The sequence below is a fragment of the Hydrogenimonas thermophila genome, assembly GCF_900115615.1.
GTDB classification, from domain to species: domain Bacteria; phylum Campylobacterota; class Campylobacteria; order Campylobacterales; family Hydrogenimonadaceae; genus Hydrogenimonas; species Hydrogenimonas thermophila.
This window is the reverse complement of record NZ_FOXB01000012.1, coordinates 1-15422: the sequence shown is the minus strand read 5'-3', so window position 1 is coordinate 15422 and position 15422 is coordinate 1. Positions and strand designations below refer to the sequence as shown.

Sequence of the window (15422 nt, the reverse complement as noted above, 5' to 3'; positions counted from 1 at the left end):
GATAATGAAACTAAGCATAGTAGGCACCGGCTACGTAGGCCTGGTAACAGGCACCTGCTTTGCCGAGATGGGCAATAGCGTAATCTGCGTAGATATAGATGAAAATAAAATAGAAAAACTAAAACAAGGAATTATTCCCATCTATGAGCCGGGCCTAGAGAGTATGGTCAAAGAGAACTATAAAAAAGGTACTTTGGAATTTACTACAGACATTAAAGAGGCTCTCAAAAAATCAGATGTCATATTCATAGCAGTTGGAACCCCTCAAGGTGAAGATGGAAGTGCAGATTTACAATATGTTCTAAAAGTTGCCCAAGATATTGGTAAATATATGACTCATAAAATGATTGTAGTAGATAAATCAACTGTTCCAGTAGGAACTGCTGATAAAGTAAAAGAGACAATCCAAAAAGAGTTAGATAAACGTGGTGTAAATATTCCTTTTGAAGTAGTAAGTAACCCAGAGTTCTTAAAAGAGGGTTCAGCTATAGAAGACTTTATGAAACCAGATCGTGTAGTAATCGGTGCTGAAAATGAAGAGACTTTAGAAGTTATGAAAGAGCTATACGCTCCATTTACACATAACCACGAACGCTTCATAGCTATGGATGTAAGAAGCGCTGAAATGACTAAATATACAGCTAATGCTATTTTAGCAACTAAAATCAGCTTTATGAATGAGATAGCAAATATTTGTGAAAGAGTAGGGGCAGATGTAAATAAAGTACGCATAGGAATAGGAAGCGATAAACGTATAGGCTACAGCTTCATCTACCCAGGATGCGGTTATGGTGGAAGCTGCTTTCCTAAAGATGTTCAAGCTCTAAATAAAATAGCCCTAGATGCAGGATATAAACCAAGAATCATTCAAGCAGTAGAAGAGGTAAACAAAGATCAAAAAAGAGTACTTGCCGAAAAAGTCATAAAACGCTTTGGTGAAGACTTAAATGGAAAAACATTTGCTATCTGGGGACTTAGCTTTAAACCAGAAACTGATGATATGAGAGAAGCAAGCTCAATTACAATTATCAATGAACTAACCAAAAGAGGCGCAAAAATAAAAGCTTACGATCCTAAAGCAATGGATGAAGCAAAAGAGTTTTACCTAAAAGATAATCCAAACGTAGAGTACACTAAAAGCAAATATGACGCATTAAATGATGCTGATGCAATGCTTTTGGTTACAGAGTGGAAAGAGTTTAGAAGCCCTGACTTTGATGAGATGAAACAAAGACTAAAAAATCCTATCATCTTTGATGGACGAAACCAGTATAACATTGAGAAGATGAATAAAAAAGGGTTTGAGTATTATCAGATTGGGGTGCCGAAAGCTTGAAACCTGTTACTGCTAACAACGTTGAAGACTATGTAGAGCGTTATGGATTATTATTCCTTGGCTTTATTATCTACTTGAGTTTTTTCTTTAATCTTGGTAGTGTCCCCCTGTTTGATTTGGATGAGGGGGCTTTTAGCGAGGCAACAAGGGAGATGCTTGCCTCTGGTAACTATATAACCACCTATCTTGGTGGTGAACTTCGTTTTGATAAACCAATTCTCATCTATTGGCTACAAGCAGTTAGTGTAAAGCTCTTTGGACTTAATGAGTTTGCTTTACGCCTGCCATCAAGCTTAGCTGCAACTGCTTGGGTTTTAATTTTTTATAAATTTGTAAAATATATTTATGATCGAAAAATAGCACTTTTAAGTGCCATTTTTATGGCTTCTGCACTTCAAATAAGTGTCATTGCAAAAGCGGCTATTGCAGATGCATTGCTTAATCTTTGCATCGCGTCAAGTATGTTTGCTATTTTTCTTTATATCCAAACAGAAAAAAAGTTATGGCTTTACATTACATTTGCAGCAATTGGATTTGGTGTTTTAACCAAGGGGCCTGTTGCTATTATGGTTCCGTTTGTAGTAACATTTATCTATTTTGCCTTAAAGCGAGATCTTCTCTTTTGGCTTAAATCTGTTTTTAATCCTATAGGAATTTTGATATTTCTTTTAATTGCTGCTCCTTGGTATTGGTTAGAGTATCAAGATCAGGGAATGAAGTTTATTGAAGGATTCTTTTTCAAACATAACCTCTCTCGTTTTGAAAACTCATTTGAAGGTCATAGTGGATCTTTTTTATACTATATTCCGGTTTTGTTAGTTGGTACAATGCCTCATACTGGTATTTTACTTGTTGCATTCAGCCAGCTAAAAACGTGGTTTAAAGATGAGCGTATTTTGTTTCTGACACTATGGTTTGGTTTTGTCTTCATCTTTTTCTCTTTTTCAGGAACAAAACTTCCACACTATGTAATCTATGGGTATACACCTCTGTTTGTATTGATGGCTCTTGGCTTTGAAAAGATTCGTTCATCTCTATGGATTATTCTTCCTGTTGCAATATTGATGACTGCTCTTATCTTTTTACCAGAGATTGCACAGGCTATTTTACCAACTATAAAAGATGAGTTTGCAAAAGCTTTAATAATAGAAGGTAAAGAGCTGTTTGGTTGGAGATATAAGATGGAGATTGCTATACTTTTTGCAGCGCTTCTTATAGTATGGAAGATGCAGTATAGTAATTTTGTTAAAGTAGTTTTTACCTCTATAATCTCTATATTGCTTATAAACGGAACAGTTCTTCCTACATATGCTGCATTAGCGCAACAGCCTATAAAAGATGCTGCGTTATTTACTAAAAAACATAAATTAAGCGTAGTTATGTGGGGAATTAATATGCCTAGTTTTATGGTATACTCCCAAAATTTAGTTCCAAAAAGAGTTCCTAAAAATGGTGAAATTGTACTTACAAAAGTGACAAAGCTAAAAGAGATAGAGAGTTATCAGCCTATCTTTAAAAAGTATGGCATTGTCATTGTTCGTGTAAATAAAATGAAAAATAAATAGTAAATTTAAAAGGAAAAAGATGAAACTTTCGGTTGTCATTCCAGTGATGAACGAAGAGGATAACATAGCCCCACTCTTTAAAGCAGTTAGGGAAGCTCTTAAAGATATTGATTATGAGCTTATTATGGTAGATGATGGTTCATCAGATAAAACCGTAGAGAAAATGAAAGAGCTTGCTGATGAGCGTACTAAAATATTAGTTTTCAACAGAAATTTTGGTCAAACTACTGCAATGGCTGCAGGAATAGATGAGGCTAAGGGTGAGTTAATAGTTACATTGGATGGTGATTTGCAAAACGATCCGGCAGATATTCCTATGATGATAGAGAAGTTGGAAAAAGAGGGGTGGGATCTGGTAGCAGGTCGTCGTGCAAAACGTCAAGATGGTATGTTTTTACGCAAAATTCCAAGTAAAATAGCAAATGCCATTATTCGTAAAACTACAAAAGTTTACCTGCATGACTATGGCTGTACACTTAAAATTTTTAAAGCTGATGTAGCTAAAAACCTTGGATTGTATGGAGAGCTTCACCGTTTTATTCCAGTTCTTGCTAAAATGTATGGTGCAAAGATTACTGAAGTTGATGTAAGACACCACCCACGCATACACGGAGAGAGCAAATATGGTATAGGTAGAACTTTTCGTGTTGTAAGTGACCTGCTTTTAATGTTATTTATGCAGAAATATAGAACAAAACCAATGCATCTGTTTGGAACATTAGGTATTCCAATGCTTGGAGCTGGTCTTCTTATTGATGCATATATGTTTTTAGTAAAACTTTTTGGAGAAGATATAGGGCAAAGACCTCTACTAACTCTTGGGGTAATGTTGACTTTAGGTGGTATTCAACTTATTACAACTGGATTTATTGCTGAATTGATAATGCGAACCTATTATGAGTCTCAAAATAAGAAGCCTTATACAATAAAAGAGGTTTATGTAGGAAAATCAAAAAAGTCTGATGAAACAAAAGATTAAACTTCTTCTTAAAATTTTACTTACAGGTGCAGCACTGTGGTTTGTGCTGCACAAAGTCGATATTGAAAGACTAAAAGAGTCTCTTCAAAGTGCTGATTCAATCTGGCTTTTCATAGCTTTTATACTATTTAATCTTTCAAAAATTGCCAGCTCTTTCAGGCTAAATATCTACTTCAAAGCTATTGGGCTAAAACTATCTGAAAAGTTTAACCTTATTCTTTACTATGTAGGAATGTTTTATAACCTATTTTTACCCGGCGGAATAGGTGGTGATGGTTATAAAATTTATCTACTTAATAAACACTATAAAAAAGGAATTAAACCACTGTTTCAAGCAGTTTTACTAGACCGGCTCAGTGGACTCTTTGCTTTAGCATTTTATTCCTGCTTGTTATTTGCTTTTAGTGACTACTCAGAACTTTTAGGAGATTGGACTAAATGGTTATCATTTTTAATAGCAATTTTACTATTTCCTATTGCCTATTTTTCAACAAAACTCTTTTTTAAAGATTTTCTAAAATGTTTTAATAAAACTCTTGTTTGGGGATTTGCAGTACAACTCCTTCAACTTTTATGTGCATTAGCAATCATAAAGAGTCTTTATATAGGTCATTCAAACTTAGAGTATATGACTCTTTTTCTCATCTCCAGTGTAGTTGCCGTTTTACCACTTACAATTGGTGGAATAGGGGTTAGAGAGCTTACATTTCTTTATGGATTAGAGTATATAGGTGAAGATCCTAGTTTAGGAGTAACATTCTCTTTTCTATTTTTTATAATAACTGCAATTTCATCACTAATGGGTCTCTTTCTATTAAATAGAGTTTCTCCTGAAAAAGGATAAGCTATTTTTGTAGATACTTTAGTTTTTGCAAGCATCATATATTTTTCATATATTGGCTTTAAATCTGGTTTATCAAAACAGCTTTATGAGATAATAAAAGTCTTTGTAGGAATTGCATTTGCAGATAGTTTTGGAGCAAGTTTTTCTATTTTTTTAGTTAAACACCATATACTTATACCAGAAAACTTTGCAAGTTTAAAACTAATTGGATTTTTACTTCTATTTTCTATATATTTCATAACTGTTATTGCCATAGAGAAATTATATGGAGTATACATAAAAAACCGTTTTAAAATTATAAACAAAATATTTGGAATGTTGACTAATAGACTTTGGGTACTATTTGTATGGACTTTTGGACTTTTTATTGCATCGCAATTTAGGATAGGTAATATTCAGATAAAAAACTATTTGCAAAAAAATAGTATTGTTTATCCATATATGTATAAATTTTGTAAAAGAGTAATTACAAATAACTTTGTAAAAAAACTCACATCTGGTTCTGTAACTGATACTAAAGAGATATTTTTAGAAACAATTTCAGATGAAAAAACATACAAAGAATTTTTAAGATAGAGTAAAATTAATTTAACTACCAATAATTCTCTTTCATTATTTCGTAAAAATTTTCCCAATTCTTCAAAATTTCGTTTGAAATAACCTGTTCTAATGTATTAAAGTAACCATAACCAAATTACTTAGAGGGTTTAATTCATTTAAATAGATATTTAATATGATAAAATCTTATAATTAAAAGGATGGAAGATGACAAATAGAGAACTATTTTTAAAAGCTATGAATGATCGATATGCTTGCAAAGTATTTGATCAAAATAGAAAAATTCCAAAAGAGGATTTGGAATATATTCTAGAGTGTGGAAGATTGAGCCCAAGCTCTTTTGGTATAGAGCAATGGAAGTTTATTGTAATTAGAAACCAAGAGATAAAAGACAAAATACAAAAAGTTTCTTGGAATCAAAAACAGGTTGGTACTTGTAGCGATTTAGTCGTTATTTTGGCAAGAAAAGATGTAAGAAGCAGTGATCCGTATGTTCAAAAACAGTTGAAAAGATATGGATTACCTGAAGATAAATATAACGGTCTTTTAAAACTTTATGCAGATTGGGTTGATGGAAGAGACGATCATACGCTTGAGTTGTGGAGTGAAAAGCAAGCCTACATAGCAGCTGCAAATATGATGACTGGTGCAGCTTTTATTGGTATTGACTCTTGTCCTATAGAGGGTTTTGACTATAAAGAGGTCGATAAAATTTTAAGTATTGATACTAATGTATTTCAAAGTGCTTTGGTTCTACCTTTTGGTTACAGAGCAGATAGACCAAAAAAGAAACATAGATTAACTCTTGACGAAGTTACAGATTACATCTTATAATTTAGACTTAATCGATAAACTAATTAATAAAGGATAAAAATGAAACTTAAATTAATGGCAGCTATATTTGCTTCAGTGCTGACTATAAGTGGTTGTAGCAATAAAGTAGAAGAGAAACCTGTAGTAAAAGTAGAGAAGGGCACAATTGCTCCGGCAATAGAGATAGGGAAAAAGTTTGAGCCTGGTACTTTAAAAGATCAGTTTGGTAAAGAAGGAACTGTTGATGAAAATAGTGAAAAGGTTATAATGGTTTTTGCTAAATCAACAGGACATCTTGTAAAAGAGTTTTTAAATACAAAACCGGAAAATTACTTAGAAGAGCATCATGTTATCTTTATTGCTGATGTAAGTAAAATGCCATCTATGATATTTAAATATGCAGCACTTCCAGATTTACAAAAACACAAATATCCAATCTATCTAATTCTTGACGAGTCTGTCTCTCAAAAATTTAAAAATGATAAATATAAAAATTATGTTATGGTAATTGATCTTGATCATAGTGTTGTTAAAGAAGTTGAGTTTGTTACAACTGCTAAAGACCTTGAAGAGGCTATAGATTAAAAATCTACCTGCATAAAGATAAGCTACTTCAACTTTTGCATTGAAGTAGCTTTTATTTCTCTATTTGTTGTCATCTTTTAACAACCGTTGAAAAAGAATATCTTCGATATCTCTACTTGAATCAACAACTATTAAAATAAAAACTTTCTCTTTTTCAATCTTGTAAATAATTCTCCATCTTTTAAATATGAGTTCTCTGTACCTCAAAATCCCTATTTGTTGAAGTTCAGGAACAATTCTTCTACTGGTAGGAAAAGTTGATAATTGATTGCATTGATTTTTAATATCAAAAAAAATATCTTTAGCTATTTTAATGCTATCGGTTTTGATATACTCTATAATAGATTCTAAATCAAATTCTGCATTTTTTGTCCATATAACTTCAAAATTTTTCAATTGTTATCCAAAAAGTTTTTTTTCTAAATTTTCAAACATTTCATCTTGAGAGATTACATTATCATTTCGTATATCTTCTTCACTTTGAACTATCAATTTTAATAATGATAAGGAATTTCTCAAGTTTTCATAACTTTTTATATCTTGAATAATAGCTTTTGCTTCACCATTTTGAGTTATGATAATAGCTTGCCTATTTTCATTTACACTATTTATAATTTCTGCTGTTTTTGATTTTAAATAACTGATAGGTTTTATAGTTTCACTAAGTTGCATGTGAATATCCTTTTTATAACATTGTACCAAATTTGGTCTTAATTTAGTATATGATTACAGATTAGTAAAGCAAAAAATTAAAAATCTACCTGCATAAAGTCATAAGCTACTTCAACTTTTTCAGTGAAGTAGCTTTTTGCCTCTTCTAAAAGCTCTGAGACTCTGTTATCTTTATCATATCTTGGGCTGATATGATTTAATATCAAATGTTTTACACCCATTTTTTTAGCTGCAGTAGCTAACTGTTTTGCTGTTGTATGTTGAAACTTTTTTGGTAGATTATCAAAATCATTTTGTGTGTATGTTGCTTCGTGGATCATTAGATCAAATGGGGCATATTTTGAAAAGAGTAGGGGATTATCATTATCTCCACCTATTGCAATGCGTTTTCCCTTTATAGGATCTCCTAAAAACTCTTTTCCATCTATAACTCTCCCATCTTCAAGTGTGACAGTTTCTAAATTTTTAAGCTTTGCATAAATAGGACCTTCCGGTATGCTCATAGATCTTGCTTTTTCAACATTAAACTTTCCAGGTCTATCTTTAAAAGTTAAAACAAAGCCATAAGAAGTTAAAGAGTGGGAGAGTTCTACTATGTCAATAGATAGCTGTTTAAAGTCTATTGACATATCATTTGAAATTTCATAAATCTTCAAATCGAAAGGAAGATTGAGTCTGCTAAGTTTTAAAACGGTCTCTATAAACTCTTTAATGCCTGCAGGACCGTAAATTTCCAACTCTGTTTTAGCTTGCTGCATTCCTCTTGATGCAAGTAGTCCTGGTAAACCGTATATGTGATCGCCGTGTAGATGCGTTATGAATATTTTAGATAGATTGTATGGACTCAAATGGCTTTTTAATATCTGATGCTGTGTTCCTTCTCCACAATCAAAAAGAAACCACTCTTTAGAGTTTTCGGGTTGAAGGGATAGGGCAGATACATTTCTAAACTTTGTAGGAACACCTGCTGATGTTCCAAGAAAAATAATTTTATTCATTAACTTCAACCTTTAGCAATATCATCCATCACGCTTGCAGCCTCTTTAAGCCTATCTTTGTCAAAATGGGTATATATGCGTGATGTATCTAAACTTGCATGCCCTAAAGCTTCTTGAACCAGTACTAAATCTTTCTTTTTAAGGTAGAGCATGGTTGCAAATGTATGCCGAAGCATATGTGCGCCATTCTTCTCTTTACGAATACCAGCTTTCATTAGTATCTTTTCAACTATACGGCTTACATAGGCTTGGGTTAGGGGGGTTCCTTTTTTGTTGCAAAAGAGCCAGTCACTTTCACATCTGCAAATTTGCATCCACTCTGTTAGATATTTATTAATATGAGATGCCTTTATCATTACTACTCGAGCTTTATTTCCTTTTCCTGTAATACGGATGAGATAGATATCTCCCTCGGCAATTAAATCTTTGGTTTTAAGTTGCAAAGCTTCTCCAACACGGATACCTGTAAATAGAATTAGCTTTATTAAAAGCCTGTTTCTGGCAGCCACGCTGCTTTGAAATGGGTATGTTTCAATAGCTTCTAAAAATCTCTCAACTTCATCTTCCTGCATAAAAGAGGGTAGTTTTGTACCACTTTTTCCAGACAATCCGCCCCAGTTTTTAAGTTCAATTCCATAACGATGGGTTCTTCCATCTTCATCACTGTTTTGTTTGTCTATATAGCCAAAAAAGTTAATCATAGAGATTCTATAATTCTTTTTTGTTGCATCTGAAAGCCTTGCTGTAGCTGAGGCAAGAAAATCACTAATTAACTCTTCATCAATCTCTTTCATAGATGCAGGACCCATCTCTTCTAAATAATAATATAGCTTCTCAAGAGGTTTATAGTATGTATTGATTCCAATTAATCCAGCATTTCTGGCCTCTTTTGCTAAACGTGACAGAGTCTCGATGCTATCTACACCGGTACGAAGATTTGAGATAATGCGTGCAAGTGCTTGAGGATCTTTTACTTGACGGTTAGATAATGAGTTAAGTTTGGAGTGCATATAGCGTGTTATCCAAAAAAGAAGTGTTTTATTGAAACTGTTTTCAAAATCCAATGGATATTTCATATAGATATTTCCTTATAAAAAAAACTATAAAAACTCTAGTTTCCAATACTTTTTTAATAAAAGTATTGAAAACTATAATTTTCAAACTTTATTTTATAATGTATTATACTCACTATTCCATTAATTTTCGCTATTGCAATAGACAGTTTGTTTGTACGGAACCAACTCAACTCCTATGCGATTTAAATGATAAACTCCACCATCAAGATTTACAACATTGTATCCTTGTTGACGTAGAAAGTTTGTAACCATTCTCGTACGGCTTCCTGTACGGCAAATTAAACCAACTAGTGTATCTTTATCTGCGATTTTATGGTACTCTTCTAAAAATTTATCTATATCGTATTGTCCTACATTGTCAAAGAAAGTTATGCACTTAGATCCTGGTACTACTCCAGTTTGTCGCCACTCTTTTTCTGTACGTATATCTATAATTTTCATAATGCCGCTTTCTAGCATATCTTTCGTTGGAAAAATATGTACTGCATTACTTATTTCTTCAGATGTCATTTTTAAACCTTTGCGATTTTTTTCGCAATAGTATCATCAGAAAACCAAGTTGTTGTGAAGTTTGAGAAGCTATTTATTTTATTTAAGCTGATTCCTCTTTTATTAACTCTTTAATCATCTTTTTATAGTGGTCAACTCCTAAAAAGCTCTTTTCAAGCCGCCATCTCAATACAAACTCTATAATATCTCTTTTTAACTCTTCATCAAGCTTTTCAACTCTGCCAAAATACCTGAGATTAACATTTTTTGCCCTCTTCTTACCCTCTTCTTCTGCATAAATAATAGCAATAATCTGAGCATATTTTCCTTCTGAAATTTCACCAAGACTACTATTGTTTAGAGAAATACCTGAGAGATTCATTGCCTTAAACTCAAATATTTTTTCAAAATCTTCAACTTTTGAATATAGTTCCAATGTATTAAAAAGCTCTTTTAAACGTTTTTGATTTTTTTTACGATCTATCTCATAAGAGGAGAGTTCATTTGCCAATGCCTTTAGTCTATCTATTTTATTTGACATATATTTTACTCCATATTAAAAAATATCACCCTATTTTAACGCCTTTTTATGGTAAAATCAACAAATTTAGAAGAAGGTATTTTTTATGTCTATCAAAACACCGTTTCTTGCAACTGACAGTATCATAGAGTGTTTCAATGATAAAGGAGAGTTTAAAGGTATTGTTCTTATTGAAAGAAAAAATCCACCTTTAGGAGTTGCCCTACCCGGTGGTTTTGTAGATGTTGGAGAGACAGTTGAAAACGCCTGTATTAGAGAGATGAAAGAAGAAACAGGATTAAATATAGAACTTAAGTATTTGCTTGGAGTCTATTCAGATCCAAAACGTGATAAGCGATTTCATACAGTATCTATTGTTTATGTAAGCAAAGCTGTAGGAGTTCCTATTGGCGGTGATGATGCAAAAACTGCAACTCTATATCATCTCTCTGATATTCCCTGGGACAAACTTGTTTTTGATCATAAACAGATTTTAAAAGACTATATTAAGCATAAGGAAACTTGTTAAAAATGGATTATCTATCGATTAAAGGTCCCTCTCGTCTAAGTGGAGAGGTAAATATTTCAGGAGCAAAAAATGCTGCTTTGCCATTAATTGCAGCAACACTATTATGTAATAAACCTTGCACTATAGAGAATATTCCAAATGTTGCAGACATTAGAACTCTATTAAAGCTTTTTGAAAAACTTGGAAGCAAATTTATTTTTGAAGATCATACTTTAAAAATAGATAATGAGAACATCACAAATACTACAGCTACATATGACATAGTAAAGACGATGCGTGCATCAATTTTGGTTCTTGGACCGCTTTTAAGCCGATTTGGAACTTGTAAAGTAAGTTTGCCTGGAGGATGTGCCATAGGTCAGCGCCCTATTGATCTTCATTTAAAAGCATTAGAGCAAATGGGAGCATCAATAGAGATAAAAAATGGCTATGTTGTAGCAACAGCACCACAAGGATTGCACGGTGCACGCATTATATTTGACAAAATCACTGTAACTGGCAGTGAAAATATCATTATGGCAGCAGCACTGGCTAAAGGTAAGAGTGAGTTGATAAATGTTGCTAAAGAGCCTGAGGTTGTCCAGTTGTGCGAAGTGTTAAAAGATGCAGGTGTAAATATTGAAGGTATAGGAACTGATGAGCTAATTATACACGGAACGGACAGGGAACCTTTGAATTTTAAACAATTTTCTATTATTCCAGATCGAATAGAAGCAGGAACATACCTTTGTGCTGCAGCTATAACATTCAGCTCTATTACTCTTAACAATGTTAGAGCTGATCATCTTGATGCAGTTACAGCAAAACTTCATGAAGCAGGATGTCGTATTGAAAGCAATGAAAACAGCATGACAATCTACCCTGCTGCAAAATTAAAAGCATTTGAAGTCTCTACAACTGAGTATCCGGGATTTCCTACCGATATGCAAGCACAGTTTATGGCACTGGCTACACAGGCTGAAGGTGTCAGCATTATAGAAGAGAGACTCTTTGAAAACCGTTTTATGCATGTCAGTGAACTGCAGCGTCTTGGAGCTAGCATACACTTAAAAGGTCATACTGCAACACTTAATGGACCTATTTCACTACTTGGTGCTGATGTTATGGCAACAGACTTAAGAGCAAGCAGTGCACTTGTACTTGCAGGACTTGCTGCAAATGGTGTTACAAATGTTCATCGTATTTACCATTTAGATAGAGGTTATGAGTCTTTACATGAAAAGTTAAAGAAACTTGGAGCAAATATAGAGAGATTAAAAGAGTAGGGAGATCCCCCTACTCCTCTTCAAATATGATTATTTCATAGTTGTTTTTTGTAACTATTGCTCTGTGACTAGGAATTGTTGTACTATTGTTGGCTTTTTCCAACTCTTTTCTTAGAGAGTCTATCTCTTCTTGCATTGCATCAATCTTCTCTTTAAGTTGCATAATGATGTCAACACCTGCCAAGTTAACACCCAGCTCACGTGTAAGACGCAAAATAAGCTTTATTCGATCTATATCTCGCTGAGAATAGAGCCTCATACGACCTTCTGTTCTTGAAGGCTCTATAAGACCTTCTCGTTCATACTGCCGCAGAGTCTGCGGATGGATATTTAAAACCTTTGCTACGACACTTATTAAATATACGGGTTCATCATAACTATGCATTACTCACCTCCCGGAAGTTTTTCTTCCATCATTTTAGCAAGTTCAGGATCAAGCTCTTCAACCTTTGGCAACACAATATTGGCTATAAGATAAAGATCTCCTTTGATCTTTGTCTTTCTATTTGTTACACCCAAACCTTTTACACGGAACTTTTGTCCATTTTTTGTGTTTTGAGGAATTTTAAGCGTGATCTCTTTTTCTAGTGTTGGAACCTTTACTTTTCCTCCAAACATAGCTGTTTTTAATGGAATGTCAATTGTTTTGTAAAGATCATCGCCTTCTCTATTAAATTCAGGACTTGGTGCAACTTCAATTTTTAGTAACAGATCACCCCTTTGTCCATTGTAACTTTTACCTTTATTGCGAATGCGAAGAGTCTCTCCTGTCTTTACACCAGCAGGAATACGTACATCAAATGTCTCACCATTTGCTGTTATGCTGTGTGTTCCACCTAAAACTGCTGTATTGAATGGTATTGTAATCTTTGCATGAATATCCAGATCAGGAGCGCCCATTCCTCCCATATCAAATCCGCCAAATCCGCCGGAGCTGAAACCTCCGAAGCCACCTTGCCTAGATGCTCCGCCAAATCCGCCAAATCCACCGCCAAAGATATTACGTAAAATTTCATCGAGATCAACATTTGCACCTTGTCCACGAGCAAAGTCATGGAAGTTTTGACCGCCAAATATTTGATCTCCAAATTGATCATACTGTCTTTTCTTTTCAGGATCACTCAATACTTCATATGCTGCATTAATCTCTTTAAATTTCTCTTCAGCATCTGGATCTTTATTTATATCCGGGTGATACTTTCTTGCTAATTTACGATAGGCACGCTTTATTTCATCTGCGCTTGCATTTTCGCTTACACCTAATGTTTCATATAGGCTTTTACTCATGCCCACTCCTTAATAACTAACCAAATTTTTGTGGAATTATATCATAAAAGTTTAGTCGATGTCAATCAACTTTAAAGATGTGAAAATTATAATTGGGTTACTTTAGGCAATTTAAATTATGTAAAAATTGATTTTGATTTATTTAATTTAGTAATTGAAGTTTTTTATGAAGATAAGAGATGGCAAAAATGCCATCTCTTAAAAAAATTAAAGTTATTAAATAAGTATTATTTAAAAGTTGTAGTGTCCATTATGTGGAAGAGGATACTCATCAGCAGTTTTACAATACTCTTCTCCAGCAGAGCAACATCCGTCAGATACTCCAAGAGCTTTTAAAGCACTATCAAATGCCCAGTAGTGATTGTAACTACCACTTCTTAAGTTGCTAAATACCATTACCAAATCGTCTGCACCGCTAGCAGTAGCAATATCTTTATCTAAATCATTTATATCAGTAACTTCAACCATACATCCAACCTGCAGAGCATCTATTAGTGATTGACTTCCTTTTTCATACAATACGTTATATAAATTTTCTATTTCTGGCAATTCATATTGACCAGGAGCAAATGCACTTAGCTCATCTGCAGAATAGCCTCCACTATAATCAGTCAAATTTGTAATATTTAGATCATATTTTTCAATGAGTGCTTCTACCATTGCTTCATGTGTTGTTTCTGAGTTAGCTGCTATATTATATAAAGCTTGATGAGGTGTAATTTCATTTAGTGCAAAATATATATCTTTAGCAAGTTTCTCTTCATTCCACATATAAGCCAATAGATACTTCTGTTCATTAGTTAATTCTGAAGTTGGCAGTGTACTAATGATTGCTGTGCCATTATGCATACTATTCCATCCACCTCCGCCAAAAGTACCATTATACATATTTTGCATATTAAGTATATCATCACTTGTTAAGCGAGATATATTTAATTCATCAACTAACTGTTCTTCTAAATCAGCAGTTGTTACTTCGCTATTTATATATAAACTGATACGATCATTTATATCATTTTCTAAGCTTTTTAACTGATCTAATGTTATAGATTCAGGACTAGTAAGATTATTTTCTACACAATAAGCAAAAACAACATCACTAATTGCCGCAATTGTTGCATTTGTATTTGGTGTAGCATTATAAATTTCATCTTCAGTTAATCCAAATTGCTCGGTTAACCAAGTTTTAATCTCTTCATCTGCAGCAATAGTATTAACTAGAGTTGTTGCACTTCCATTATGTCCTCTTAGTATTATTGTATTGTTAACATCATTAACCGATACAATGCCATCACGGTCAATATCTATAAAACCACCCATAGCTGTAACTGGATATACAGGCGGTTGAGCAAATCGGTATTTTCCATTTCCTAATTCAAAAGATTTTTGTCCATTTGCATCTATAACAACAGAGTGTAATATTGGTCCTCTCTCTACAGTAACATCATAACCAGAAATTGCAGTTGTATCAGATGAGCTACTGCTTCCACATCCTGCAACTAGCAGTGCTAAAGCTGCTACTCCAGACACTATATAACTACTTTTTACCATTTTTACCTCCTCGTATAATACATTTATAGAAATAATTTAGAGATTTTCATCCAAAAAGGATTGAAAAATTAACTCTAAATTATTACTATCAAGAATGAAGAAATTAGACTTCAGATCTTTAACTTAATCACAGTCTAACCAAAGAGCTAAAAAGTCTTTTTATACCCCCTGTGACTTCTTTAAGCTTAGTTTGCTTAAGGAGATCACTTAATTTAGCTTGACTGTCTCTTTGGTGATAATCACTGATTAAAAGTTGCAATGATGCTTTTGCATCAATTGCTCATTGATTACGAGGCTGTGATGCCCTTTGGGCAACCAAAGAGAGATACGAGAGGAGCTTATATGAGATACTTTG

At 33.4% G+C, this 15422-nt stretch carries 18 protein-coding genes; 9 read left to right on the top strand and 9 right to left on the bottom strand.

The window, feature by feature from the left end; all coding sequences use genetic code 11:
- Positions 1-4: 4 nt before the first annotated feature.
- From BM227_RS05505 to BM227_RS05475, 7 genes are all read left to right on the top strand, one after another.
- Complete coding sequence (locus BM227_RS05505) at positions 5-1336, top strand: UDP-glucose dehydrogenase family protein (protein WP_092911965.1); 1332 nt, start codon at positions 5-7, stop codon at positions 1334-1336.
- On the top strand, positions 1333-2901 hold the full coding sequence (locus BM227_RS05500) for an ArnT family glycosyltransferase (RefSeq protein ID WP_092911963.1): 1569 nt from the start codon (positions 1333-1335) through the stop codon (positions 2899-2901). The genes BM227_RS05505 and BM227_RS05500 overlap by 4 nt, the downstream gene beginning before the upstream one ends.
- A 19-nt stretch (positions 2902-2920) precedes the next feature.
- On the top strand, positions 2921-3880 hold the full coding sequence (locus BM227_RS05495; protein ID WP_092911962.1) for a glycosyltransferase family 2 protein: 960 nt from the start codon (positions 2921-2923) through the stop codon (positions 3878-3880).
- On the top strand, positions 3864-4724 hold the full coding sequence (locus BM227_RS05490; RefSeq protein WP_218147918.1) for a lysylphosphatidylglycerol synthase transmembrane domain-containing protein: 861 nt from the start codon (positions 3864-3866) through the stop codon (positions 4722-4724). Before BM227_RS05495 ends, BM227_RS05490 begins: the two co-directional genes overlap by 17 nt.
- A 3-nt stretch (positions 4725-4727) precedes the next feature.
- Entirely contained in the window at positions 4728-5300 is a 573-nt protein-coding gene (locus BM227_RS05485; protein WP_092911958.1) for a CvpA family protein, read from the top strand.
- Between the two features lie 189 nt (positions 5301-5489).
- Entirely contained in the window at positions 5490-6116 is a 627-nt protein-coding gene (locus BM227_RS05480) for an NAD(P)H-dependent oxidoreductase (protein WP_092911956.1), read from the top strand.
- Positions 6117-6155: 39 nt separating this feature from the next.
- Positions 6156-6680: a hypothetical protein gene (locus tag BM227_RS05475; protein ID WP_092911954.1), complete on the top strand. Its 525-nt coding sequence runs from the start codon at positions 6156-6158 to the stop codon at positions 6678-6680.
- Between the two features lie 60 nt (positions 6681-6740).
- Here the strand turns inward: BM227_RS05475 and BM227_RS05470 are convergent, their stop codons facing one another.
- From BM227_RS05470 to BM227_RS05445, 6 genes are all read right to left on the bottom strand, one after another.
- A complete protein-coding gene (locus BM227_RS05470; RefSeq protein ID WP_092911953.1) occupies positions 6741-7076 on the bottom strand; it encodes a type II toxin-antitoxin system RelE/ParE family toxin in 336 nt (111 codons plus the stop codon).
- Between the two features lie 3 nt (positions 7077-7079).
- The gene (locus BM227_RS05465) at positions 7080-7352 is read right to left on the bottom strand and encodes a type II toxin-antitoxin system Phd/YefM family antitoxin (RefSeq protein ID WP_092911951.1); all 273 of its coding nucleotides are present in this window, start codon (positions 7350-7352) and stop codon (positions 7080-7082) included.
- Between the two features lie 77 nt (positions 7353-7429).
- Positions 7430-8350: a ribonuclease Z gene (gene rnz, locus BM227_RS05460; protein ID WP_092911950.1), complete on the bottom strand. Its 921-nt coding sequence runs from the start codon at positions 8348-8350 to the stop codon at positions 7430-7432.
- 5 nt (positions 8351-8355) lie between these two features.
- On the bottom strand, positions 8356-9426 hold the full coding sequence (locus BM227_RS05455; RefSeq protein ID WP_092911948.1) for a tyrosine-type recombinase/integrase: 1071 nt from the start codon (positions 9424-9426) through the stop codon (positions 8356-8358).
- 120 nt (positions 9427-9546) lie between these two features.
- A complete protein-coding gene (locus BM227_RS05450) occupies positions 9547-9936 on the bottom strand; it encodes a rhodanese-like domain-containing protein (protein WP_218147917.1) in 390 nt (129 codons plus the stop codon).
- Positions 9937-10018: 82 nt separating this feature from the next.
- The gene (locus BM227_RS05445; protein ID WP_092911946.1) at positions 10019-10456 is read right to left on the bottom strand and encodes a hypothetical protein; all 438 of its coding nucleotides are present in this window, start codon (positions 10454-10456) and stop codon (positions 10019-10021) included.
- Positions 10457-10541: 85 nt separating this feature from the next.
- On the opposite strand from BM227_RS05445, the gene BM227_RS05440 reads away from it, so the two are divergent.
- Positions 10542-10964: an NUDIX domain-containing protein gene (locus tag BM227_RS05440; protein WP_092911944.1), complete on the top strand. Its 423-nt coding sequence runs from the start codon at positions 10542-10544 to the stop codon at positions 10962-10964.
- Between the two features lie 2 nt (positions 10965-10966).
- Complete coding sequence (murA, locus tag BM227_RS05435; RefSeq protein WP_092911942.1) at positions 10967-12229, top strand: UDP-N-acetylglucosamine 1-carboxyvinyltransferase; 1263 nt, start codon at positions 10967-10969, stop codon at positions 12227-12229.
- A 10-nt stretch (positions 12230-12239) separates the two neighbouring features.
- Here the strand turns inward: murA and BM227_RS05430 are convergent, their stop codons facing one another.
- The 3 genes from BM227_RS05430 to BM227_RS05420 all read right to left on the bottom strand — a co-directional run bounded on the left by BM227_RS05430 (position 12240) and on the right by BM227_RS05420 (position 15067).
- A complete protein-coding gene (locus BM227_RS05430) occupies positions 12240-12614 on the bottom strand; it encodes a heat shock protein transcriptional repressor HspR (RefSeq protein ID WP_092911940.1) in 375 nt (124 codons plus the stop codon).
- Positions 12614-13516, bottom strand: a complete 903-nt coding sequence (locus tag BM227_RS05425; RefSeq protein WP_092911938.1) for a DnaJ C-terminal domain-containing protein — start codon at positions 13514-13516, stop codon at positions 12614-12616. The genes BM227_RS05430 and BM227_RS05425 overlap by 1 nt, the downstream gene beginning before the upstream one ends.
- Before the next feature lie 231 nt (positions 13517-13747).
- On the bottom strand, positions 13748-15067 hold the full coding sequence (locus BM227_RS05420; protein WP_092911936.1) for a ferritin-like domain-containing protein: 1320 nt from the start codon (positions 15065-15067) through the stop codon (positions 13748-13750).
- Positions 15068-15422 lie beyond the last annotated feature (355 nt).

What these genes read in the sequence shown, in the direction of transcription:
- BM227_RS05420 (WP_092911936.1), bottom strand. Translation starts at nt 15,067, where the DNA reads ATGGTAAAAAGTAGTTATATAGTGTCTGGAGTAGCAGCTTTAGCACTG.
- BM227_RS05480 (WP_092911956.1), top strand. Translation starts at nt 5,490, where the DNA reads ATGACAAATAGAGAACTATTTTTAAAAGCTATGAATGATCGATATGCT.
- BM227_RS05440 (WP_092911944.1), top strand. Translation starts at nt 10,542, where the DNA reads ATGTCTATCAAAACACCGTTTCTTGCAACTGACAGTATCATAGAGTGT.
- BM227_RS05455 (WP_092911948.1), bottom strand. Translation starts at nt 9,426, where the DNA reads ATGAAATATCCATTGGATTTTGAAAACAGTTTCAATAAAACACTTCTT.
- BM227_RS05465 (WP_092911951.1), bottom strand. Translation starts at nt 7,352, where the DNA reads ATGCAACTTAGTGAAACTATAAAACCTATCAGTTATTTAAAATCAAAA.
- BM227_RS05425 (WP_092911938.1), bottom strand. Translation starts at nt 13,516, where the DNA reads ATGAGTAAAAGCCTATATGAAACATTAGGTGTAAGCGAAAATGCAAGC.
- BM227_RS05475 (WP_092911954.1), top strand. Translation starts at nt 6,156, where the DNA reads ATGAAACTTAAATTAATGGCAGCTATATTTGCTTCAGTGCTGACTATA.
- BM227_RS05445 (WP_092911946.1), bottom strand. Translation starts at nt 10,456, where the DNA reads ATGTCAAATAAAATAGATAGACTAAAGGCATTGGCAAATGAACTCTCC.
- BM227_RS05430 (WP_092911940.1), bottom strand. Translation starts at nt 12,614, where the DNA reads ATGCATAGTTATGATGAACCCGTATATTTAATAAGTGTCGTAGCAAAG.
- BM227_RS05505 (WP_092911965.1), top strand. Translation starts at nt 5, where the DNA reads ATGAAACTAAGCATAGTAGGCACCGGCTACGTAGGCCTGGTAACAGGC.
- BM227_RS05490 (WP_218147918.1), top strand. Translation starts at nt 3,864, where the DNA reads ATGAAACAAAAGATTAAACTTCTTCTTAAAATTTTACTTACAGGTGCA.
- rnz (WP_092911950.1), bottom strand. Translation starts at nt 8,350, where the DNA reads ATGAATAAAATTATTTTTCTTGGAACATCAGCAGGTGTTCCTACAAAG.
- BM227_RS05450 (WP_218147917.1), bottom strand. Translation starts at nt 9,936, where the DNA reads ATGACATCTGAAGAAATAAGTAATGCAGTACATATTTTTCCAACGAAA.
- murA (WP_092911942.1), top strand. Translation starts at nt 10,967, where the DNA reads ATGGATTATCTATCGATTAAAGGTCCCTCTCGTCTAAGTGGAGAGGTA.
- BM227_RS05495 (WP_092911962.1), top strand. Translation starts at nt 2,921, where the DNA reads ATGAAACTTTCGGTTGTCATTCCAGTGATGAACGAAGAGGATAACATA.